The following is a 22,670-nucleotide window of genomic DNA, read 5'->3' as shown; positions in this document are numbered from 1 at the left end:
GGTGTGGGCCTTTCTGCATTTCCGGGGTCTTTCCGTTCCTGACGAACGGCGGGGCGGGCTCCGTTCAGAGCCGGCCCGCCGTTTTAAGAGCGAGATACGCGTCGGCCAGTGCCGATGCCAGATCTTCGGGAGGTGCGTCCACCACTGTTACGCCGTGACGACGGAGCTGTTCTGCCGTGTGCTGACGCTCGCTCTGTGCCTGAGCCGCCGCCGCGGCCTCGTACACCGCCTCTGCGTTGCCCCGGGCCTTGCCCATGCGCGCGATGTGCGGGTCGGCCACCGAGGCGACCAGAACCGTGTGTCGTTGTGTGAGCTGCGGAAGCAGCGGGAGAAGGCCCTGTTCCATCGGAGCCGCGTCGAGTGCGGTGAGCAGGACGATCAGGGACCGGCGCGGAGCCGTACGGAGTGCTGTGGCGGTGAGGCCGCGTGCGTCCGTTTCGACGAGTTCCGGTTCGAGCGGCGCCATCGCGTTGACCAGGGCCGGCAGGACGTCCCCTGCGGAGCGGCCCTGGACGAGGGCGCGTATCCGACGGTCGTAGGCCAGGAGGGCCACGCGGTCGCCGGCCCGGGAGGCGAGCGCGGCGAGGAGCAGGGCCGCGTCCATGGAGGCGTCGAGACGCGGGGCGTCGCCCACGCGGCCGGCGGAGGTGCGGCCGGTGTCCAGGACCAGCAGGATGTGCCGGTCGCGTTCGGGGCGCCAGGTGCGGACGGCGACGGTGGACTGCCGGGCGGTGGCTCGCCAGTCGATCGAGCGGATGTCGTCGCCGGGGACGTACTCGCGCAGGCTGTCGAACTCGGTCCCCTCGCCGCGCGTCAGCACACTGGTGCGGCCGTCCAGTTCACGCAATCGGGCGAGTTTCGACGGGAGATGCTTTCGGCTGGTGAACGGGGGCAGAATCCGTACTGTCCAGGGCACCTTGTGGGTGCCCTGGCGGGAGAACAGGCCGAGCGGGCCGTAGGAGCGGATCGTGACGCGGTCGGCCCGTCGGTCGCCGCGGCGGGTGGGGCGCAGTCGGGTCGTCGCGCGCCTGCGTTCACCCGGGGGGATGGTCAGGCGGTGGCGGGAGGCCTCGGTCTCGGTCTCGGTGCCGGGCTGCCAGCTGCTCGGTGGCCAGGCGTCCCGGACGTGGGCCCGCAGGGGGCGGTGGGACGGGTTGGTGATCGTGAGTGTGACGTCGGCGGTCTCGCCGAGGCGCGTGGAAGTGTCGCCGGAGCGGGTCAGGGCGAGACGTCGTACGGGGGCCGCGAGTGCGAAGTCGCAGGCGCAGGCCAGTGCCATGGAGCCGTTGACCGCGAGGATGCCTGTCCAGCCGGGTTCCAGGATGCCGACGGGGATCGAGCCGAGGGCCGCGAGGAGGGCGGCGCGTCCGGTGAATGCCATCAGCGGGGCACCTGGACGTGGGCCAGGATGGCGTTGATGACGGAGTCGGCGGTCACGCCCTCCATCTCGGCCTCGGGGCGCAGCTGGACGCGGTGGCGCAGGGTGGGCAGGGCAAGTGCCTTGACGTCGTCGGGAATGACGTAGTCGCGGCCTGTGAGCCACGCCCAGGCGCGCGAGGTGGCGAGGAGGGCCGTGGCGCCGCGTGGGGAGACGCCGAGGGTGAGCGAGGGCGACTCGCGGGTGGCGCGGCAGATGTCCACGACGTAGGCGGTGATCTCGGGGGAGACGGCTGTCTTGGCGACGGCTGCGCGGGCCGCGTCGAGGTCGGCGGGGCCGGCGACGGGGCGTATGCCGGCGGCGCGCAGGTCGCGCGGGTTGAAGCCGGAGGCATGGCGGGTGAGGACGTCGATCTCGTCCCGCCGGGAGGGCAGAGGGATCGTCAGTTTGAGCAGGAAGCGGTCGAGTTGGGCTTCCGGGAGGGGATAGGTGCCCTCGTATTCGACGGGGTTCTGCGTCGCGGCGACCAGGAAGGGGTCGGGGAGCGGGCGCGGGTTGCCGTCGACCGTGACCTGGCGCTCCTCCATGGCTTCGAGGAGGGAGGACTGGGTCTTGGGCGGGGTGCGGTTGATCTCGTCCGCGAGGAGGAGGTTGGTGAAGACCGGGCCTTCCTGGAAGGAGAACTCGGCGGTGCGGGTGTCGTAGACGAGAGAGCCGGTGACGTCGCTCGGCATCAGGTCGGGGGTGAACTGGACGCGTTTGGTGTCGAGTTCGAGGGCGGAGGCGAGGGCGCGGACGAGGAGCGTCTTGGCGACTCCGGGGACTCCTTCGAGAAGGACGTGTCCGCGGCAGAGAAGGGCGACGACGAGGCCGGTCACGGCGGGGTCCTGGCCGACCACGGCTTTGGCGATCTCGGCGCGCAGGGCTTCCAGGGAGGCTCGGGCGGTGCCCGCGTCCCCGGTGGTCCCGGCGTTGTCAGTGGTCGGGTCCATCATGAATGGCGTACCTCTCTTTCGAGGGCGTCGAGTTGGTCGGTCAGTGCGATGAGGGCCGCGTCGTCGCGGGGCGGCGGTCCGAAGAGGAGGGGGTGCAGGGTCTGTCCGTCGCCGGAGCGGTGGGCGGTCAGGGCGGGTAGCAGGGTCTCGGGCGCGTGTGCCTGGGCGACGGGGACTCCGACGAGGGGGGCGAGCCGGGTGCGGGTGGCGGAGCGAAGAGCGGCGGCCGCGCGGTCGCGGGCGTCGGCTTTGCGGTAGAGACGGGCGTGGCCTTCGGCGGTTTCGGAGGCGCGGATCGCGACGGGGAGTCTTTCGGGCACGAGGGGGCCGAAGCGGCGTGCCCGCCACAGGGCGGCGAGGGCGGCTGCGATGAAGAGCTGGAGTGTGCCCCAGAGCCAGCCCGAGGGGATCAGGTCGAGGAAGTTCTTCCGGTCGCTGTTGTGAGCGGCCGAGGTATCGGCGAGCGAGGGGAGGTACCAGACCAGATGGGGGCGGGAGCCGAGGAGTTGGAGGGCGAGCGAGGCGTTGCCCTGCTTGCCGAGGCGGTCGTTGAAGAGGATGTCGGGGGCGCCGAGCACGACGGTGTCGCCTCCCCCGGAGGCCGCCGGGATGCGCAGCAGGGTGGCGAGGCGCGCGCTGTGGTAGCAGGAGTCCGCGTCGAGGCGTGTGGTGGTGTAGCGGATGCCTCCGGTGTCCGCGCTGCCCGCGCGCCGGGCCTCGGGGAGGGCGCAGCCGGGTGCGAGTGTGTCACGGCTGCTGGTGGTGGGGTCCGCGGTGACCCCGGGGGCGAGCCGCTCGATGGACCAGCTGCCGGCTGCGACCAGGACGGTGCGTCCGCCGGAGGCCGCGGTCGCCGTGTGCAGCTGGTCCTGCTGGCGGGTCGTCAGCAGGTCGGGTACGGCGACCAGGAGGGTGGTGTCCGGACCGGTGGCGGCTCGCGCCTGGCCGAGGGTGGTGACCACGCGGGTGGAGATGCCGCGGTCGGCGAGGAGTTGGGCGACGGCGCGACTGCCGTAGGGGTCGGCGGAGCGCGGGTCCAGCTCGCCGTGCCGGGCGGTGGAGCGTGCGGCGGCCATGGCGATGGCCGCTGCCAGGAGCAGGACGACGGCGAGCGTGATGCCTCGCGCGCGGGTCCACAGCTGGCGGGCGGTGGGCGCCGTGAAGGTGGCCGGAGCAGTGGCCTCGGCGGTCACTCGGCTGCCCCCTGGCGCGTGTTGTGGGCGGTGCTGCTGCCGGCGCTGTGGGCGAGGGCGGGCCGGGTGCGTTCCAGGTCGCGGTCGAGTTCGGCGATGCGTCGGTACGACTGCTCGCTCGCGCTGCGCCCGCCGTACGTGACGTCGTCGAACTCCCGTGCCGCGGAGGAGAGTCGGTCCGTGTGCGCCGGGAGCGCGCGGCCCGCTTCGGTGGCCGCTTCGTCGGCGGTGCGGCCGGGGCGGACGTCGAGCACGGCCCGTTCTTCCAGGGAGCGGACGATGGCCCGCATGCGTTCCTGGACGGCCTGGTTCCAGTGGCCCTGGGCCGCGTGTGCCTCGCCGGCGGCGCGGTGTTCGGCGGCGCTGCGGGGGCGGTCGTCGAACAGGACGGTGGCGGAGGCGGGTTGGCGGCGCGGGGTGCCCAGGCGCCACCACAGGGCGGCCAGGACGGCGACGACGAACAGGATCACGACGACCAGGCCGAGCGTGCCGCCGGGTGTCGCGGAGGCCGCCGAGCTGAGAAGCCGGTCGAGCCAGTCCCAGAAGGCGTTCAGAGCGCGTTGGAACAGGCCGGGTTCGTTCTCGTGGTACATGCGTTTGGACAGTTCGCGCCGAGCCGCCTCCCGCGCGGGGTCGCGCGAGATCGTCACCGGCGGCTTGTCCGCCGAGCCGCCTGCTGCGCGGACGACCGTGTCCGACGCACGCAGCAGGCCGCGTACGACCGTGCCGCCGACGCTGGCCGGGGCCGCCGCCGTGAGAACTCCCCCCGTGAGACTCACCGCATCAGCTCCCCGGGACGGGACCGGGCGCGCCGGTGCCGTAGCCCTGGACACCGGCGGCGCGGGCCAGTTCGAGGTCGAGGGCCTCGCGGCGGATGCGCTGGTCGATGTAGAGGAGCACGGTGACGCCGGCGCTGATGGGGAGGGTGAGCGTGGCACCGACCAGCGCGCCGATCCCTTGGATGATCAGGGTCGTCCAGCCGATGTGCCCGCCGTTGGCGCCGAGCAGGTCGTTCATGCCGTCACCGCTCGCGGCGGCCCCGATGAGGGTGAAGGGGATGGTCACGACGGCGGAGACGATGAGGGTGATCAGGAGGGTGAGCAGCATGATGCCGAAGATGCGCCACCAGGAGCCGCGCACGAGCTTCGCCGAGCGCTTCAGGGACTTCACGATGCCCTGCCGCTCCAGCATCAGGGCGGGGGCGGCGAGGTAGTAGCGGATGAGCAGCCACACGCCGACGACGGTGCCGCCGAGGAAGCCCAGGGCGAGCAGTGCCGCCGCGGCGTTGTCGCCGCCACCGGCGATCAGGACGAGCAGGCCGGGCAGTGCCCCGGCGAAGATCGCGCCGACGAAGATGAGGGCCAGCAGGATGAGCAGCCCGAGCAGCTTCAGGATCTGCGGCCGGGCGTCGCGCCAGCTCTCCCGGGTGGTGACGGGCCGGCCGAGGACGGCCCGGCTGGTGATGGTGGTGAGCAGGGCGGTCGCGATGAGCATGGCGGCCGTGCGGATCACCGAGAGGACACCGGTGCCGATCATGGTGTCGCGCAGGGCGTGGAGTGCTTCGGAGGGGGTGGCGTTGGGGTCGCTGACCGTGGTCTGGACGTCGTTGAGCACGAAGCCCTGCAGGATGACCATGCTGACGTTCATGACCAGGGCGACGGCCAGCGAGATGCCGAGCACCGTGCGCCAGTAGGTGCGCATGGTGGAGACGGCACCGTCGAGGATCTCGCCGACGCCGAGTGGGCGGAGCGGGATGACACCGGGCTTCGCCGCGGGCGGGGGGCCGCCCCAGCCGCCGCCCCAGGCTCCGTAGCCGCCAGGGGTGCCGTAGCCGGCGGGCGGGCCCGCGTAGCCGCCGCCGTGGCCGCCGGGGCCCGGTGTGCCCGGCTGCTGTCCGCCCCAGCCCGGGCCGGGCGGTGGCGGCGGGGCCTGGTGCGGGCCGGGAGTACCGGTGGGGGCGGACCACTGGCCGGGTGGCGGTTGTTCCTTGGACCACTTCGCGCCTGGGCCCTGTGCGTCGGTGCCCGGCTGCGGTGCGGGCTCGGCGTCGGCGGGGCGGCCGGCGGGCTCGGCGGGGCCGGACGCGCCGGGTTCCCGCCCCTCGGACGACGGGGCGGATCCGGGCGAGGCCCAGCCCGGAGTGTCTGTCATCGAAGCTCCTTCTCGGTGCCGGTCCGCTGTCGCGGCGGCAGGTTGGCAGCCATCGTGCCATGGGGCGGTTGTCCCCGGACCTGCCGCGGTGGGCGCCGGACTTCTTCAATTGTCCGCGGGATCCGGGGCAGACTGATCGCATGGCTGATCAGCAGGCGCGAACCGACGGGGACAGGCGGCCGACCGAGATACCTGTGGTGCGATGGGAGGAACCACCCGAAGGTCCTGTGCTGGTCCTTCTCGATCAGACGCGGCTTCCGGCCGAGGAGGTCGAGCTGGTGTGCACGGACGCGCCGGCGCTGGTGGAGGCGATCTGTTCGCTCGCCGTGCGCGGGGCGCCGGTGCTCGGGATCGCCGGGGCGTACGGCGTCGCGCTCGCCGCCGCGCGGGGCTTCGACGTGGCCGAGGCGGCGCGGGCGCTGGAGGGAGCTCGGCCCACCGCGGTGAATCTGTCCGTCGGGGTGCGCCGGGCCGAGGCCGCGCACGCGGCGGCGCTGGCGAAGAGCGGTGATCCCGAAGCGGCGGCAGCGGCCGCGCTGGTTGCCGCGCGGACGCTGCACCGTGAGGATGCCGAGGCCAGCGCGCGGATGGCGGCGCACGGTCTGGCGCTGTTGGACGAGCTGGTGTCCGGCGGCGGGCACCGGATTCTCACCCACTGCAACACCGGTTCGCTGGTGTCGGGCGGGGAGGGCACGGCTTTCGCGGTGGCCCTCCAGGCGCACCGTGCGGGGCGGCTGCGGCGGCTGTGGGTGGACGAAACGCGTCCGTTGCTGCAAGGTGCTCGCCTGACGGCGTACGAAGCGGCCCGCAGCGGGATGGCGTACACCTTGCTCACGGACAACGCGGCGGGTTCCCTGTTCGCGGCGGGCGAGGTGGACGCGGTGCTGATCGGGGCGGACCGCATCGCGGCCGACGGTTCGGTGGCGAACAAGGTGGGGAGCTATCCGCTCGCTGTGCTGGCGCGGTACCACCATGTGCCGTTCATCGTGGTGGCGCCGGTGACGACGATCGATCCGGACACCCCTGACGGGGCGTCCATCGAGGTCGAACAGCGCCCCGGCTTCGAAGTGACGGAGATCACAGCACCCCAGGTGCCGGTGACGGGAGCAGGAGGCGGGATTCCGGTGGCACCCCTGGGGGCCCAGGCGTACAACCCGGCGTTCGACGTGACGCCGCCCGAGCTGGTGACGGCCATCGTCACCGAAGGGGGAGCCGTTTCGCCCGTGACCGCCGAGGCTCTTGCGGAGCTGTGTGCGAGGTCACGCCAGGTAACGATTAGCTAATGGGATGATGTCGTTTATGAAGGGACGAGTCCTTGTCGTCGACGACGACACCGCACTGGCCGAGATGCTCGGCATCGTGCTGCGTGGTGAAGGTTTTGAGCCGTCTTTCGTAGCCGACGGCGACAAGGCGCTGGCCGCTTTCCGGGAGACCAAGCCCGATCTGGTGCTGCTCGACCTGATGCTGCCCGGACGGGACGGCATCGAGGTGTGCCGGCTGATCCGGGCGGAGTCCGGGGTGCCGATCGTGATGCTCACGGCGAAGAGCGACACCGTCGATGTCGTCGTGGGCCTGGAGTCCGGCGCCGACGACTACATCGTCAAGCCGTTCAAGCCGAAGGAGTTGGTCGCCCGGATCCGGGCACGGCTGCGGAGGTCGGAGGAGCCGGCGCCGGAGCAGCTGACCATCGGTGATCTGGTCATCGACGTGGCTGGGCACTCGGTGAAGCGGGACGGGCAGTCGATCGCGCTGACCCCGCTGGAGTTCGACCTGTTGGTCGCGCTCGCGCGCAAGCCGTGGCAGGTGTTCACGCGCGAGGTGCTGCTCGAGCAGGTGTGGGGCTACCGCCACGCCGCCGACACGCGGCTCGTCAACGTGCATGTCCAGCGGCTGCGTTCCAAGGTCGAGAAGGACCCGGAGCGGCCGGAGATCGTGGTGACTGTCCGTGGTGTCGGTTACAAGGCCGGACCGAGCTGACATGTCCGGGGACAGCGCCGCTTCGGCTCCCGGCCGGTCCGGGGCCCGTCAGGGGCGGCCTGTCGGCCGGAGTGCCGGTGCGCGGTTCAGGCGGCTCTTCGAGGGCGGGCTGCTCCAGGGCGGGGTCCAGGGCAGCCCGGTCCTGCGGCTGTTCCTGCGCTGGGTGCGCCGTCCGCTGCTGCCGGTGATGCGGTTGTGGCGGCGCAACATCCAGCTCAGGGTCGTCGCCACGACCCTGCTGATGTCGCTGGGCGTCGTCCTGCTGCTGGGCTTCGTCGTGATCGGGCAGGTGCGCAACGGCCTGCTGGACGCGAAGGTGAAGGCCTCGCAGAGCCAGGCCACCGGCGGGTTCGCGGTGGCCAAGCAGAAGGCGGACGAGGCGGCGAGCGGGACCGCCACGGGGACGAACGCGGCCACCACCTCGGGCGACGGCACCTCGACCGCGGACGGGCGGCAGGCGCAGAACGTCATTCCGTGGATGAGCGATCTCGTGGATTCGCTGTCCAGCGGTGGCGCGGGCGCCTTCGACGTGGTGACGCTGCCCGTCGGTGACGACAGCGGCGGCGGACGCAGCCCGCGCGGCTCCGGGTACGTCAACCCGACCTCCAGCGTGCCCGCCGACCTGCGCGAGCGGGTCAACAGCGGTACGACGGCCGCCCAGAGTTACACGCGGATCGTCTACTCCAACGGCAAGGAATCGCAGCCGGCGCTGGTCATCGGCAAGCAGGTCAGCGACCCCAACGGGCGGCCGTACGAGCTGTACTACCTCTTCCCGCTCACGCAGGAGGAGAAGTCCCTGAGCCTGGTCAAGGGCACGCTCGCGACCGCCGGGCTGTTCGTCGTCGTGCTGCTCGGCGCCATCGCCTGGCTGGTGGTGCGGCAGGTCGTCACGCCGGTGCGGATGGCGGCCGGGATCGCGGAGCGGCTGTCCGCCGGGCGGTTGCAGGAGCGGATGAAGGTCACCGGCGAGGACGACATCGCGCGCCTCGGCGAGGCCTTCAACAAGATGGCGCAGAACCTCCAGGTGAAGATTCAACAGCTGGAGGACCTGTCGCGGATGCAGCGTCGGTTCGTGTCGGACGTCTCGCACGAGCTGCGCACACCGCTGACCACCGTCCGGATGGCGGCCGACGTCATCCACGAGGCGCGTGAGGACTTCGACCCGGTGACCGCGCGGTCGGCCGAGCTGCTCGCCGACCAGCTGGACCGGTTCGAGTCGCTGCTGGCGGATCTGCTGGAGATCAGCCGGTTCGACGCGGGCGCGGCGGCGCTGGAGGCCGAGCCGATAGATCTCAGGGAGGTCGTCCGGCGCGTGGTCAGCGGCGCCGAGCCGCTCGCCGAGCGCAAGGGCACGCACATACGCGTGCTCGGCGACCAGCAGCCCGTGGTCGCCGAGGCGGACGCCCGCCGAGTGGAGCGCGTGCTGCGCAACCTCGTGGTCAACGCCGTCGAGCACGGCGAGGGCAGGGACGTCGTCGTCAAGCTCGCCTCCGCGGGCGGCGCGGTGGCCGTAGCGGTGCGCGACTACGGCGTCGGGCTCAAGCCGGGCGAGGCCACGCGTGTCTTCAGCCGGTTCTGGCGGGCGGACCCGGCGCGCGCCCGTACCACCGGTGGTACGGGCCTCGGGCTGTCGATCGCCCTGGAGGACGCGCGGCTGCACGGCGGCTGGCTGCAGGCCTGGGGCGAGCCGGGGGGCGGCTCGCAGTTCCGGCTGACGCTGCCGAGGACCGCCGACGAGCCGCTGCGGGGTTCGCCGATACCGCTGGAGCCCAAGGACTCACGCCGTAACCGCGGTCTGGACGAGGCCGGCCTGCCCGGCGGGGGCGGGGAGAAGCGGGCCACGGTTCCGGTGCAGCAGGGCGGCGCCCAGGCGCCCGCGCTGCCGCCGCGCGCGCCGATCGCGCCGCGGCTGGCCGGGGTGACCCCGGCCGCCGACCCGACCGCCCTGCCCGGCAACGGCAATGGCGCCCGTGTGGTGCCCCGCCCCGGTGGCGGTGTGCGGCGCCCGGACGACGGGCCCGCCGCGGGATCCGCGGCCAGTGCGGATGCGGCCCCGCCGCAGGACTCGACCCAGCCAGGGGAGGCATTTCGTGGCCGCTGACCGCAAGGGGGGCGCCCGGCACAGACCCGGGCGCGCGGTGGCGTACGCCGCTGTGGGAGTCGTCCTGCTGGCGGGGTGCGCCTCGATGCCCGACAGCGGGGACCTGCGGAACGTGGAGTCCACGCCCCGGCAGGACACCGGGGTGCGGGTGTTCGCGATGCCGCCGGCCGAGGGCGCGGGTCCGGCCGAGATCATGCAGGGCTTCCTGGAGGCGCTGACCAGCGACGATCCCTCGTACGACACGGCTCGCAAGTACCTGTCGGACGACGCGGCGCGCACGTGGCGGCCGGAGCGGTCGACCACGGTCCTCGCGAACGGGCCGAGCATCGAGACCGACTGCCGCGCGGGCGCCGGCCAGGAGCCGACCGACAGCGTCACCTGTGTCCTCGCGGGCACCCGGGTCGCGACCGTGGACGCGCAGCAGGCGTACCAGCCCGCCGACGGTTCCTACCGCAAGAAGGTGCACCTCACGCGGAGTGCCAAGACCGGACAGTGGCGCATCGACGGACTGCCCGACGGCGTCGTGATGGGCAAGTCGGACTTCCAGCGCAACTACACGTCCGTCGACAAGTACTACTTCGCCTCGGACACGACGGCCGGGGCGACGGGACAGCCGGTGGCGGTGGCCGACCCGGTGTTCGTGCGCAGCAAGGTCGACGCGATGACACAGATGGTCCGCTCGCTGCTGAACGGCCCGACCAGCTGGCTCGGCCCGGTCGTCAGGTCCGGTTTCCCGACCGGTACGGCCCTGCAGAAGGACGTGTCGGGGCTGGCGCCCGACGACCAGAACAAGCTGACGGTGCCGCTGAACCTCAAGGCGTCCCAGGTCGCGCCGGGCAAGTGCACCGAGATGGCGACGCAGGTGCTGTTCACGCTGCGGAACCTGACGCCGACGCTGGAGTCGGTCGAGCTGGAGGGCGCCGACGGCCGCAGGCTGTGCGACCTGAGCGAGGAACGCGCCGAGTCCGCCGCCTGGCACGGGTCGGCCAAGAGCCCCGACTACCTGTATTTCCTCGACGACAAGCACCGGTTGGTGCGGATGCCGACGGGGAGCACGGGGACCGGCGCGCTTCCGGTGCCGGGTGTGTTCGGTGAGAGCGACAAGGGTCTGGAGTCGGTTGCCGTCTCGCGCGACGAGCACAGTGCCGCCGGGGTCGGTGACGCGGGGAAGTCGTTGTACGTGACGTCGCTGGCGTCGGGCGGTTCGCTCGGCAACGCGCTGGTGACCAGCGCGGGCCCGACCCAGAGCGACCGGCTGACGACACCGAGCTGGGACGCCCGCGGCGACCTGTGGGTGGCCGACCGCGACCCGCACCACGCGCGGCTGTACGTCGTCGAGCAGGGCACCGCCAAAGCACAGGAGGTCGCGATCCCGGAGCTGTCCGGCCAGATCAAGGACGCCCGGGTGGCGGCCGACGGGGTACGGATCGCACTGGTCGTGGAGAACAAGGACGGCAAGCAGTCCCTGCTCATCGGCCGGATCCAGCGCGACGGCGGCACCGGACAGGGCACCTCGGTGGTGGAACTGCGGTCGGCGGCGCCGGACTTGGAGCAGGTCAGCGCCATGTCGTGGGCCGGGGACAGCAGGCTGCTCGCGGTGGGCAGGGAGCAGGGTGGGGTGCTGCAGATGCGGTACGTCCAGGTCGACGGCTCCACGCTGGACGGTCCGGCGCCCGGTGCCCTCACCGGCGTCAAGTCCATCGCCGCGTCCGAGGACGAGCGGGTGCCGCTGGTGGCCTACTCCGAGGACGACGGGATCGTACGATTGCCGTCCGGGGCACAGTGGCAGAAGGTGGACAAGGACGGAACGGCACCGGTCTATCCGGGCTGACGGTCCTGTCACCTGCGGGGCGTGCGCGGCCGCAACCGCGCCGAACGCCGCGTCCCGCACTCACGTCCCGCACCCCGTCGTCTCCCTGTTCACCCGTGTGGGTGACGGGCGTCGCGCGGTGCCCCGAGTTGTCCACAGGGCGTTGTCCACAGGGGTGGCAGGGCGGCTTCGGCGTTGGCACAGTGGTGGGCATGCGGGGGTGGTGGCGGGACCTCACCGACCTGGTGCTGCCGGCCGACTGCGCGGGCTGCGGAGCACCGCGTACGGTGCTGTGCCCGCGGTGCCGGGCCGTGTTGGACGGGCGCGCACCGCGGCGGGTGCGACCGGCGCCGGAGCCGGCCGGGCTGCCGGTGGTGTACGCGGCGGCGCCGTACGCGCAGGAGGTACGGGAGCTGCTGCTGGCGCACAAGGAGCGGGGCGTGCTGGCGCTCGCGGGAGTGCTGGGGGCGGCTCTGGCGGGGGCCGTGCGGGCGGGGCTCGGCCGGAACGGCGGCGGTGCCCGCGTCCGTCCGGACGCCGGAGCCACCGGCGACGGGTCGGGCGGCGCCGCGGGTGAGCGGACCGTGGTGCTGGTTCCGGTGCCCTCCGCCCGGTGGGCCGTGCGGGCGCGTGGGCACGATCCGGTGCGACGGATGGCGCTCGCGGCGGCCGGGGAGCTGCGGCGTACCGGGACACCGGCCCGGGTGGCGGCCGTACTGCGCCAGCGCCGGGCGGTGGCGGACCAGGCCGCACTCGACGCGCGACAGCGTCTGGAGAACCTCTCCGGCGCGCTGGAGGTGACGGCGGGCGGCGGTCGGCTGCTGGACGCGGGACGGATCGTGCTCGTGGACGACCTGATCACCACCGGCGCCAGCCTCGCGGAGGCGGCGCGGGCACTGCGGGATACGGCCCTGTCGAGTCGAGAAGAGGGGCGCGGAGTGAGAACCTCCGTGTACGCGGCCGTAACTCGGGAAGGAAGGGGAGAACGACGGAGCGGAACGCGGTCGGACGACGGGAAGTGGGTGCATGGTGCACCAGAAATGACGGCATCGAACGCCCTTGGGTACGCGCTCCGTGCGGCCGTGGTCGCCGCTCCTCGGGATTCTTTCGAAATAAACAGGAACTGACCGTCAACCTGCATCGTTGCAGGTAGTGAGAGGGGGATTTCACCTGAACGGAGGTACGCCGCAGTAGAGGGTGACGACATCCGTCCAGGCGAGATATGTTCGGTTGTGAGGAAAGGCGCAGGCCACACCTCTCATATCCGAATGCCGTGGCGCGGGTTTTCCGCAATCACCCGCGCGCATGGGGTGGAGATCTCGCCCATGGGGGAGGAGGAGGTGAAGTCACCGAGTCCGAGGTCCGGTGCTCACCGGACCTGGTGCAAAAGGGAGATGCTCCGCCGACCGAGCGGAGCGATCCGGGAACGGAGTTCTGCGTGGACATCGTCGTCAAGGGCCGCAAGACCGAGGTGCCCGAGCGGTTCCGCAAGCACGTGGCCGAGAAGCTGAACCTGGAGAAGATCCAGAAGCTCGACGGCAAGGTGATCAGCCTCGACGTCGAGGTGTCCAAGGAGCCCAACCCCCGACAGGCCGACCGCTGTGACCGAGTGGAGATCACCCTCCGCTCCCGCGGCCCGGTGATCCGGGCGGAAGCGGCAGCCAGCGACCCGTACGCGGCACTCGACCTGGCGGCGGAGAAGCTGGACGCCCGGCTGCGCAAGCAGCACGACAAGCGTTTCTCGCGGCGAGGAGCCCGCCGGATCTCGGCGGCCGAGGTTCCCGACCACGTCCCCGGCGCGGCGACGTTGAACGGCAACGGCCTGCCCGTCCACGAGGAAGACATGGACGGGGTACCGACGAAGAAGATCGGCTCGCTGGAGATCAAGGGGGAGGGCCCCCTCATCGTCCGCGAGAAGACCCACGTCGCCTCACCGATGACCCTCGACCAGGCCCTCTACGAGATGGAGCTGGTCGGGCACGACTTCTACTTGTTCGTCGACGCCGAGACGAAGCAGCCGAGCGTCGTCTACCGGCGCCACGCCTACGACTACGGCGTGATCCATCTCGACCAGGACCAGATGGTCGCTGAGGCGCAGGCCCCCGCGGCGGGGGGCACGCTGGGCGGCTGATCCACCCGGAAGAAGCGGAAACGGTGCCCCTGGCGGCGCGTGTGCGCCCCCGGGGGCACCGGTGTGCGACCAGTTCACGCCCCGCATGTCACCTCTGCGTCGCCCGGGCATGAAATCATGGCCGAACCGGCCCAACCGGTGGGCCGTTGCCTTGGGTTGGCGATGGCGCGGGACAACAGGCCACAGCCTTCAGGGGGAGGAACGATGGCGGACACCTTCGGACCGATGCGGGACGAAGACGCCGACGACGGTGTCATCAACAGGAGCCCGGACGCGGGCCCTTCACGCAGCGAGCCGATCAGAGTCCTGGTCGTGGACGACCACGCCCTCTTCCGGCGGGGCCTGGAGATCGTGCTCGCGGCCGAGGAGGACATCCAGGTCATCGGCGAGGCCGGCGACGGCGCCGAGGCCGTGGAGAAGGCCGCCGACCTGCTGCCCGACATCGTGCTGATGGACGTCCGCATGCCCAAGCGGGGCGGGATCGAGGCCTGCACCTCCATCAAGGAGGTCGTTCCCAGCGCCAAGATCATCATGCTGACGATCAGCGACGAGGAGGCCGACCTCTACGACGCGATCAAGGCGGGGGCGACCGGATACCTCCTCAAGGAGATCTCCACGGACGAGGTGGCCACCGCCATTCGCGCGGTGGCCGACGGGCAGTCGCAGATCAGCCCGTCCATGGCGTCCAAGCTCCTCACCGAGTTCAAGTCGATGATCCAGCGCACCGACGAGCGCCGGCTGGTGCCCGCGCCGCGGCTGACCGACCGGGAGCTGGAGGTCCTCAAGCTCGTCGCGACGGGGATGAACAACCGGGACATCGCGAAAGAGCTGTTCATCTCCGAGAACACCGTGAAGAACCACGTCCGCAACATCCTGGAGAAGCTCCAGCTGCACTCCAGGATGGAAGCGGTGGTCTACGCGATGCGGGAGAAGATCCTCGAGATCCGGTAGGGCATGACGGCGGCGGGCCCGGCGGAGCTCAGCCGAGGGCGCGGGCGAGCTCTCTGACCAGTGGCTCGCGCAGTTCCGGTACCGTCACGCGCTCGACGCGGACGTCCGTCAAGTCCACCCAGCCCGCCGCCTCGACCAGGGCCTGCGCGACCGCGGGGACGGCCTTCGCGTCGTCCACAGTGACCTGTTTGGCCACCAGCGTGCGGCCCTCGCGGGCCGGATCCACCCGCCCGACCAGCCGGCCGCCCGCCAGCACCGGCATCGCGAAATAGCCGTGGACCCGCTTCGTCTTGGGGACGTACGCCTCCAGGCGGTGGGTGAAGCCGAAGATCCGCTCCGTGCGGGCCCGCTCCCAGATCAGCGAGTCGAACGGCGACAGCAGCGTGGTCCGGTGCCGGCCGCGCGGCGGGGTCACCAGGGCCGCCGGGTCGGCCCAGGCGGGCCTGCCCCAGCCCTCGACCTCGACCGGCACCAGACCTGAGTCGGCGATCACCGCCTCGACCTGCTCGCCCTTGAGACGGTGGTAGTCGGCGATGTCCGCGCGCGTGCCCACGCCCAGGGACTCGCCGGCCAGCCGCACCAGGCGGCGCAGGCACTCGGTGTCGTCCAGTTCGTCGTGCAGCAGTGTGTCCGGGATCGCACGCTCGGCGAGGTCGTACACCCGCTTCCAGCCGCGCCGCCGGACGCACACCACCTCGCCGTACATCAGCGCGCGCTCCACGGCGACCTTGGCGCCCGACCAGTCCCACCAGTCGTTCGTCCTCTTCGCGCCGCCCAGCTCCGTGGAGGTCAGCGGGCCCTCCGCGCGCAGCTGCTTGACGACCTGGTCGTACGCGCCGGCGGGCAGCTCGTGGTTCCAGTGCGGGCGATGACGGTAGGCGCGGCGGCGGAAGGCGAAGTGGGGCCACTCCTCGACCGGGAGGAGGCACGCCGCGTGCGACCAGTACTCGAAGGCGTGCGTGTCGCGCCAGTAGGCCGATTCGACCGCCTTGCGGCCGACGGCGCCCAGACGGGCGTAGGGCACGAGTTCGTGGGAGCGGGCCAGGACCGAGATCGTGTCGAGCTGGACCGCGCCGAGGCGGCGCAGCACCCCGCGGACACCGGCCCGCCGGTCGGGCGCGCCGAGGAAACCCTGGGCCCGCAGGACGATGCGGCGGGCGTCGTCCGCGGTGAGGGAGGTGGTCGGGCGCGGAAGGGTCGTCATGCCCCGGACCCTAGAGGCTGCCACTGACAATCCGTGCTGAGCTGGGCGTTCGCCCCCAGCGGGTCAGCCGCGGGCCGGCAGGTACGGCGCCGTGGAGGGCAGACCCAGGTCCGAGGGGAGCAGCGAGCCGACCCAGCAGTCCCGCCGGACCCCCTTGTTGTTCAGCGCGGAGCGCAGGGTGCCCTCGATGGTGAAGCCCGCGCGTTCGGCCACCGCGCGGGAGGGGTGGTTGCCGACCTCGGCGCGCCATTCGACCCGGTCGACACCGACCATGGTGAAGATCCACCGGCAGGCCGTGAGCGTGGCCTCGGTGACGTAGCCGCGGCCGCGGTGCTCCGCCGTCGCCCAGAAGCCGACCTCCGCCACGCCGAGCGAGCGCATGGTGAGACCGAGCATCCCGGCGAGTTCCCCGCCCGGCAGGAAGACGCCGAAGGTGAACATCGAACCCTGTTCCCAGCCGTCGGGGACCAGCTGCCGGGTGAAGCCGCTCGCGTGCTCGGGCAGGTAGGGGGACGGGACGGTGGTCCAGCGCTGGATGCCGGGATCCTGGGCGGCCTCGTAGACCGCCCGGGTGTCGTGCGGGCCGACCGCGCGCAGGACCAGGCGGTCCGTGGTGAGAGTGACGGGTTCCATCGACCGATTGTGCTGGGCGTCCCGCGCGCGGGCCATCGTTTTTCGCTATGCGTGAGCGCGTGATCACATTTCGCGCAATTCCTCGCTCCGATGCGGCACTATCCCCGTGCCCCGTCCGTTGTCCTGGATGAGGCAAGCCGTCGGGCCGCCAGGCCTCCCGGCCCAGCCGGGTCCTCGCATACGATGGCCGTTGCTCAGTACGTCCAATGGAAACCGACCGTCCCAGGCCCGACCGGCAAGGAGACAAACCCCCGTGTCCGTCCTCTCGAAGATCATGCGTGCAGGCGAAGGCAAGATCCTGCGCAAGCTGCACCGCATCGCGGACCAGGTCAACTCCATCGAAGAGGACTTCGTCGACCTCTCCGACGCCGAGCTGCGGGCCCTCACCGAGGAGTACAAGCAGCGGTACGCCGACGGTGAGAGCCTGGACGACCTGCTCCCCGAGGCGTTCGCCACCGTCCGTGAGGCTGCCAAGCGCGTGCTCGGCCAGCGGCACTACGACGTGCAGATGATGGGTGGCGCCGCCCTCCACCTCGGCTACGTGGCCGAGATGAAGACCGGTGAGGGCAAGACCCTCGTCGGCACGCTGCCCGCGTATCTCAACGCGCTGTCCGGCGACGGCGTCCACCTCATCACGGTCAACGACTACCTGGCCGAGCGCGACTCCGAGATGATGGGCCGCGTCCACAAGTTCCTGGGCCTGACCGTCGGTTGCATCCTCGCCAACATGACGCCGGCCCAGCGCCGCGAGCAGTACGAATGCGACATCACGTACGGCACGAACAACGAGTTCGGCTTCGACTACCTGCGCGACAACATGGCGTGGTCGAAGGACGAGCTGGTGCAGCGCGGCCACAACTTCGCCATCGTCGACGAGGTCGACTCCATCCTGGTCGACGAGGCCCGTACGCCGCTGATCATCTCCGGCCCGGCCGACCAGGCCACCAAGTGGTACGGCGACTTCGCCAAGCTGGTCACGCGCCTGAAGAAGGGCGAGGCAGGCAACCCGCTCAAGGGCGTCGAGGAGACCGGCGACTACGACGTCGACGAGAAGAAGCGCACCGTCGCCATCCACGAGAACGGCGTCAGCAAGGTCGAGGACTGGCTGGGCATCGACAACCTCTACGAGTCGGTGAACACCCCGCTGGTGGGCTACCTGAACAACGCCATCAAGGCCAAGGAACTGTTCAAGAAGGACAAGGACTACGTCGTCATCGACGGCGAGGTCATGATCGTCGACGAGCACACCGGCCGTATCCTCGCCGGCCGCCGCTACAACGAGGGCATGCACCAGGCGATCGAGGCGAAGGAGGGGGTGGACATCAAGGACGAGAACCAGACGCTCGCCACGATCACCCTCCAGAACTTCTTCCGCCTCTACTCGAAGCTGTCCGGCATGACCGGTACGGCGATGACCGAGGCCGCCGAGTTCCACCAGATCTACAAGCTCGGCGTGGTGCCGATCCCGACCAACAAGCCGATGATCCGCAAGGACCAGTCGGACCTGATCTACCGCACCGAGGTCGCCAAGTTCGAGGCGGTCGTCGACGACATCGCGGAGAAGCACGAGAAGGGCCAGCCGATCCTCGTCGGCACGACCTCCGTCGAGAAGTCGGAGTACCTCTCGCAGCAGCTCTCCAAGCGCGGCATCCAGCACGAGGTGCTCAACGCCAAGCAGCACGAGCGCGAGGCGTCGATCGTCGCGCAGGCCGGCCGCAAGGGCGCGGTGACCGTGGCGACCAACATGGCCGGCCGTGGTACGGACATCAAGCTCGGCGGCAACCCCGAGGACCTCGCCGAGGCGGAGCTGCGCCAGCGCGGCCTCGACCCCGAGGAGCACATCGAGGAGTGGGCGCAGGCGCTGCCCACCGCCCTGGAGAAGGCCGAGCAGGCGGTCAAGGCCGAGAAGGAGGAGGTCGAGGACCTCGGCGGGCTGTACGTCCTCGGCACCGAGCGGCACGAGTCGCGCCGTATCGACAACCAGCTGCGCGGTCGTTCCGGCCGTCAGGGCGACCCGGGCGAGTCCCGGTTCTACCTCTCCCTCGGTGACGACCTGATGCGCCTGTTCAAGGCCCAGATGGTCGAGCGGGTGATGTCCATGGCGAACGTGCCGGACGACGTGCCGATCGAGAACAAGATGGTCACGCGCGCGATCGCGTCCGCGCAGTCGCAGGTCGAGCAGCAGAACTTCGAGACCCGTAAGAACGTTCTGAAGTACGACGAGGTGCTCAACCGGCAGCGCGAGGTCATCTACGGTGAGCGCCGCCGCGTGCTGGAGGGCGAGGATCTGCACGAGCAGGTCCAGCACTTCATGGACGACACGATCGACGCGTACGTCAGCGCGGAGACCGCCGAGGGCTTCCCGGAGGACTGGGACCTGGACCGGCTGTGGGGCGCCTTCAAGCAGCTCTACCCGGTGAAGGTCGACATCGACGAGCTGGAGGAGGCCGCCGGCGACCGGGCCGGTCTGACGGCCGAGTTCATCTCCGAGTCCGTCAAGGAGGACATCCACGAGCAGTACGAGTCCCGGGAGGCGCAGCTCGGCTCCGAGATCATGCGGGAGCTGGAGCGCCGGGTCGTGCTGTCGGTCCTCGACCGCAAGTGGCGCGAGCACCTCTACGAGATGGACTACCTCCAGGAGGGCATCGGCCTGCGCGCGATGGCGCAGAAGGACCCGCTGGTCGAGTACCAGCGCGAGGGCTTCGACATGTTCACCGCGATGATGGAGGGCATCAAGGAGGAGTCCGTCGGCTACCTGTTCAACCTGGAGGTCCAGGTCGAGCAGCAGGTCGAGGAGGTCCCGGTCGAGGCCGCCGAGCCGGTTGCCGAGGGCGTCCAGGACACGGTCCCCGCGCAGGCGGGGGCCCGTCCCGAGATCCGCGCGAAGGGTCTGGACGTGCCGCAGCGGCGGGATCTGCACTTCTCCGCGCCGACGGTGGACGGCGAGGGCGGCGTCGTCGAGCGCGACCTCGAGGACGACGAGCCGGTGCGGTCCGAGTCCGACGGCCTGACGCGCGCCGAGCGCCGTCGCCAGGCCAAGGGCGGACGGCGCCGCAAGAAGTGACGCACGCGTGGTCGTAGAACGGCTGGACAAGGCCGGGCTCCCTCGGGGGAGCCCGGCCCTTCGCGTGGTGCCGGTGGCGAGGGTTCGCACGGCCCTCGGCGGTGGTGGCGCGGGGGCTATGGCGTTGCCCGGGGCTGGGCTGCGGCTTCCACCGCGGTGCAGCGCCAGCGGAGGTCCTGGCCCAGTTCCAGGCGGAAGGCCAGAGCGCGGAGCCGGTTGCCGGCGGAGACGCGGGCGAAGACCTCCAGGGCGCCCTCGCAGGGGACGTAGTAGCCGATGTCGCGGACGACGGGGCGGGAGCCGTGCGTGCGCAGGGGGCTGCGCTCGGCGAGGCGGGCCAGGTCGTCGTAGGCGCGGCCGGCGGTGTGGCGGAGCATCCAGTGGACGGGGCGCTGACCGCTCAGGACGGCCAGGAGGCGGTCCGCGAAGACGTCGGTGGGCCGCTGTGCGGGCCGGGCCGTCTCCGGGGCCCTGAGGGGCGGGCCGGCCGTCCTGGCGGCCGGCGGTGTGTCGCGGGTGCTCCTCGTCGACAGGTTGCGGGGCGGGGCGCCGCCGGGGCGGCGGGTGTCGTGGCGGGTCGGCGGGCGGTGTCGCGGGCGGGGCTGGACGGTACGGCTCATGACCTTGTTCATGGGGTCCCCGTTCGGCGGGCTCGGTTGATACCGGTCGGTAACTCGCTGGTGGGGATCTTGTACGGGGCCGCGGAGCCGGGTGGCAAGGGTGGCGGTGCGCTCCGGGGAGGGACGGAAAAGTTCACCTATCCGGGGGACCCGCGAGTCCTGGAACCCCGGAATCCCGGGGGTGCACCGGGTGAATGCGTGGCCCGGTGTCCACGGCTTCACGCGCGTGGGCAGGGACTCGAAAGGGGACGCGCGCACGTATCCTGAAGGCTTCGAGTCCTTGATCAGGAAAGAGCGGCCGGTATGCGCGTCTACGTCCCCCTGACCCTTCCCGCGCTCGCCGAGGCGCACAAGACGGGTGAGCTGGGGAGCGGCCCCTTCGTCGCGTACGCCGTCACGCCCGCGCTGCGCGAGTGGTACGTCTCCGAGGACGTCGAGGAGCTGGAGTACGCGGCGCTCGGGCAGGCCGCGCTGGCCTCGCTGCGGCGGCTGGCGGCCGATCCGGGCGCGGCGCGGCGCCGGGTCGTGGTCGCCGTGGACGTGCCGGACGGCGCTGCGAGCGCGGGCCGGGACCGGGGGCCGCACCCGTCCGTGCCGGGCGAGGTGACGGTCGCGTCGAGCGTGCCGCTCGCGAAGGCGGCCGCCGTGCACATCGACGCCGACGACGCGGAGCAGGACGTGGCCGCGGCGGCGCAGGCACTGGCTGCGGCGGACGGCGGGGACGACGACGCACAGTCCGTCGTGGACGGGGCGGACGACCACGAGCTGCTGTGGTACGCCACGCAGGAGATCCCCAACCTGGTCGGACGGGGCGCCTGACGCCCGGCCCGGCGTCGGCCCGGAGCATGCGGCCGGGGTGATTGTCAGTGGGGGCGAGTACGGTTTTCGGCATGGGGATGCACGGAAGCGCGCACATCGTCTGGGACTGGAACGGCACGCTGTTCCACGACAATGACGCGATCATCGGGGCGACGAACGCGGCCTTTGCGGAGCTGGGGCTCGCGCCGATCACGATGGAGGAATACCGGGCGCTGTACTGCGTGCCGGTGCCCAAGTTCTACGAGCGGCTGCTCGGCCGGCTGCCGACCGAGGCCGAGTGGGAGCTGATGGACGGGGTGTTCCATCGGCACTACGCGGAGCAGCGGAGCCGGTGCGGGCTGACCGCCGGAGCGGCGGAGCTGCTCGCGGGATGGCGGACGGCCGGGCACAGCCAGTCGCTGCTGAGCATGTACGGACACGAGGAGCTGGTGCCGCTCGTGCGGGGGTTCGGCATCGAGGCGCAGTTCCTGCGGGTCGACGGACGTACGGGGCCGTCCGGGGGGAGCAAGGCCGCGCACATGGTGCGGCATCTGGCGGCGCTCGGGACGGGCGTGGAGCCCGCGCGGACCGTGGTGATCGGGGACGCGGCGGACGACGCGGTCGCGGCGCACGAGGTGGGCGCCCGGGCCGTGCTGTACACCGGCGGTTCGCACAGCCGGGACAGCCTGGAGGCCGTGGGCGTGCCGGTGGTGGACACACTGGCGGAGGCGGTGCAGGAAGCCCGGCGAATAGCGGCGTAGCCGGGGACCGGCACCGCTGCGGCGTGCGGGAGCAGCGTCCGCGCCTCCGTCCCGCTGCTTCGCCCGCCCCCGCTCGCCGCTCGCCCTCGCGCTGCTCAGCCCGCCGGTGCCGTGGCCCGCAGGACCTTCAGGAACTCGCGCATCCAGGCCGGGTGGTCCGGCCAGGCACGGGAGGAGACCAGCGTGCCGTCGACGACCGCCTCGGTGTCCTGGAAGCCCGCGCCGGCCGCCTGCATGTCCGGTTCCAGGGCGGGGTACGCGGTCACCCTGCGGCCGCGCAGGGTGTCGATCGCCGCGGTGAGCAGAGGGCCGTGGCAGATCTGGGCGACGGGCTTGTCGGCGTCGAAGAAGGCCTTCAGGATCTTGCGCAGCTCGGGGTCGTTGCGCAGGTACTCCGGGGCGCGCCCGCCGGGGATGACGAGGGCCACGTACTCGCCGGGGTCGACGTCGGCGAAGGCCAGGTCGGCGGGCCAGGTGTAGCCGGGCTTCTCCGTGTAGGTGTCGTAGCCGGGTTCGAAGTCGTGGACGACGAAGCGCAGGGTCTTGCGGGAGGGGGCGGCGATATGGACCTCGTAGCCTTCCTCCAGCAGGCGCTGATAGGGGTAGAGGACTTCCAGGGACTCCGCTGCGTCGCCGGTGACGATCAGGATCTTCGCGGGCATGTGGGCTCCTCCGGGCAGGCGGGGTGTGCTCTCAGGGTGGGGTCGGGGATCTCGTGGCGCGACCTGACACTGACACCTACCCGGACCGGCCTCCCGGCTACCCGCGGCGGCCCCCGCCGGATACGTCACCCGGGCCCGCCCCGCCGCTGTGCAGAACGTCAAACTTCGACCCCCTGTTTTGTACACATACGGCTCATGACGGGCCCGGGGTGAGGAGCGATAGCCTTGTGGCGTGATCAGC

At 71.6% G+C, this 22,670-nt stretch carries 19 protein-coding genes; 10 read left to right on the top strand and 9 right to left on the bottom strand.

The window, feature by feature from the left end:
* Positions 1-64 precede the first annotated feature (64 nt).
* The 5 genes from BIV23_RS28895 to BIV23_RS28875 are packed head-to-tail and all read right to left on the bottom strand — an operon-like array spanning position 65 to position 5,717.
* Positions 65-1,381, bottom strand: a complete 1,317-nt coding sequence (locus tag BIV23_RS28895; protein ID WP_071383894.1) for a DUF58 domain-containing protein — start codon at positions 1,379-1,381, stop codon at positions 65-67.
* Positions 1,381-2,370, bottom strand: a complete 990-nt coding sequence (locus BIV23_RS28890) for an AAA family ATPase (protein ID WP_107471287.1) — start codon at positions 2,368-2,370, stop codon at positions 1,381-1,383. Before BIV23_RS28890 ends, BIV23_RS28895 begins: the two co-directional genes overlap by 1 nt.
* Positions 2,370-3,566 carry a DUF4350 domain-containing protein gene (locus BIV23_RS28885; RefSeq protein WP_071383892.1) on the bottom strand — a complete coding sequence of 399 codons (1,197 nt, stop codon included), beginning with the start codon at positions 3,564-3,566 and terminating at the stop codon, positions 2,370-2,372. The genes BIV23_RS28890 and BIV23_RS28885 overlap by 1 nt, the downstream gene beginning before the upstream one ends.
* Entirely contained in the window at positions 3,563-4,345 is a 783-nt protein-coding gene (locus tag BIV23_RS28880; RefSeq protein ID WP_177240068.1) for a DUF4129 domain-containing protein, read from the bottom strand. Before BIV23_RS28880 ends, BIV23_RS28885 begins: the two co-directional genes overlap by 4 nt.
* 4 nt (positions 4,346-4,349) lie before the next feature.
* Entirely contained in the window at positions 4,350-5,717 is a 1,368-nt protein-coding gene (locus BIV23_RS28875; RefSeq protein WP_071383891.1) for a DUF7847 domain-containing protein, read from the bottom strand.
* 140 nt (positions 5,718-5,857) lie between these two features.
* Here BIV23_RS28875 and mtnA point away from each other — a divergent pair, with 140 nt between their 5' ends.
* The 7 genes from mtnA (at position 5,858) to BIV23_RS28840 (ending at position 14,687) form a co-directional block, all read left to right on the top strand.
* Complete coding sequence (mtnA, locus tag BIV23_RS28870) at positions 5,858-7,000, top strand: S-methyl-5-thioribose-1-phosphate isomerase (RefSeq protein WP_071383921.1); 1,143 nt, start codon at positions 5,858-5,860, stop codon at positions 6,998-7,000.
* Positions 7,001-7,004: 4 nt separating this feature from the next.
* Entirely contained in the window at positions 7,005-7,694 is a 690-nt protein-coding gene (gene mtrA / locus BIV23_RS28865; RefSeq protein ID WP_191870552.1) for a two-component system response regulator MtrA, read from the top strand.
* Between the two features lies 1 nt (position 7,695).
* Complete coding sequence (gene mtrB, locus BIV23_RS28860) at positions 7,696-9,795, top strand: MtrAB system histidine kinase MtrB (RefSeq protein ID WP_177240067.1); 2,100 nt, start codon at positions 7,696-7,698, stop codon at positions 9,793-9,795.
* Positions 9,785-11,626 carry an LpqB family beta-propeller domain-containing protein gene (locus BIV23_RS28855; RefSeq protein WP_177240066.1) on the top strand — a complete coding sequence of 614 codons (1,842 nt, stop codon included), beginning with the start codon at positions 9,785-9,787 and terminating at the stop codon, positions 11,624-11,626. Before mtrB ends, BIV23_RS28855 begins: the two co-directional genes overlap by 11 nt.
* Positions 11,627-11,817: 191 nt before the next feature.
* Positions 11,818-12,732, top strand: a complete 915-nt coding sequence (locus tag BIV23_RS28850; protein WP_071383890.1) for a ComF family protein — start codon at positions 11,818-11,820, stop codon at positions 12,730-12,732.
* 311 nt (positions 12,733-13,043) lie between these two features.
* A complete protein-coding gene (hpf, locus tag BIV23_RS28845; RefSeq protein WP_071383889.1) occupies positions 13,044-13,736 on the top strand; it encodes a ribosome hibernation-promoting factor, HPF/YfiA family in 693 nt (230 codons plus the stop codon).
* A gap of 204 nt (positions 13,737-13,940) precedes the next feature.
* Positions 13,941-14,687: a response regulator gene (locus BIV23_RS28840; RefSeq protein WP_071383888.1), complete on the top strand. Its 747-nt coding sequence runs from the start codon at positions 13,941-13,943 to the stop codon at positions 14,685-14,687.
* Between the two features lie 28 nt (positions 14,688-14,715).
* On the opposite strand, the gene BIV23_RS28835 is transcribed toward BIV23_RS28840, so the two are convergent.
* Both BIV23_RS28835 and BIV23_RS28830 read right to left on the bottom strand, forming a co-directional pair.
* On the bottom strand, positions 14,716-15,891 hold the full coding sequence (locus tag BIV23_RS28835; protein WP_071383887.1) for a winged helix-turn-helix domain-containing protein: 1,176 nt from the start codon (positions 15,889-15,891) through the stop codon (positions 14,716-14,718).
* Positions 15,892-15,954: 63 nt separating this feature from the next.
* Positions 15,955-16,524, bottom strand: coding sequence for a GNAT family N-acetyltransferase (locus BIV23_RS28830; RefSeq protein ID WP_071383918.1), 570 nt, complete (start codon positions 16,522-16,524; stop codon positions 15,955-15,957).
* Between the two features lie 253 nt (positions 16,525-16,777).
* Between BIV23_RS28830 and secA the strand changes: the two genes are divergently transcribed.
* Positions 16,778-19,588, top strand: coding sequence for a preprotein translocase subunit SecA (gene secA, locus BIV23_RS28825; RefSeq protein WP_071383886.1), 2,811 nt, complete (start codon positions 16,778-16,780; stop codon positions 19,586-19,588).
* Between the two features lie 116 nt (positions 19,589-19,704).
* Here secA and BIV23_RS28820 read toward each other — a convergent pair whose 3' ends face one another.
* Positions 19,705-20,220 carry an Rv3235 family protein gene (locus BIV23_RS28820; protein ID WP_071383885.1) on the bottom strand — a complete coding sequence of 172 codons (516 nt, stop codon included), beginning with the start codon at positions 20,218-20,220 and terminating at the stop codon, positions 19,705-19,707.
* A 291-nt stretch (positions 20,221-20,511) separates the two neighbouring features.
* On the opposite strand from BIV23_RS28820, the gene BIV23_RS28815 reads away from it, so the two are divergent.
* Positions 20,512-21,027: a DUF6912 family protein gene (locus tag BIV23_RS28815; protein ID WP_071383884.1), complete on the top strand. Its 516-nt coding sequence runs from the start codon at positions 20,512-20,514 to the stop codon at positions 21,025-21,027.
* 71 nt (positions 21,028-21,098) lie between these two features.
* Entirely contained in the window at positions 21,099-21,767 is a 669-nt protein-coding gene (locus BIV23_RS28810) for an HAD family hydrolase (protein WP_071383883.1), read from the top strand.
* 95 nt (positions 21,768-21,862) lie between these two features.
* Here BIV23_RS28810 and BIV23_RS28805 read toward each other — a convergent pair whose 3' ends face one another.
* Positions 21,863-22,429, bottom strand: coding sequence for a DJ-1/PfpI family protein (locus BIV23_RS28805; RefSeq protein WP_071383882.1), 567 nt, complete (start codon positions 22,427-22,429; stop codon positions 21,863-21,865).
* Positions 22,430-22,670 lie beyond the last annotated feature (241 nt).

It is taken from the genome of Streptomyces monashensis (assembly GCF_001866665.1).
Classification (GTDB): Bacteria; Actinomycetota; Actinomycetes; order Streptomycetales; family Streptomycetaceae; genus Streptomyces; species Streptomyces monashensis.
Note: the sequence above shows the minus strand (reverse complement) of the source record. Positions and strands in the feature narration are given on the sequence as shown.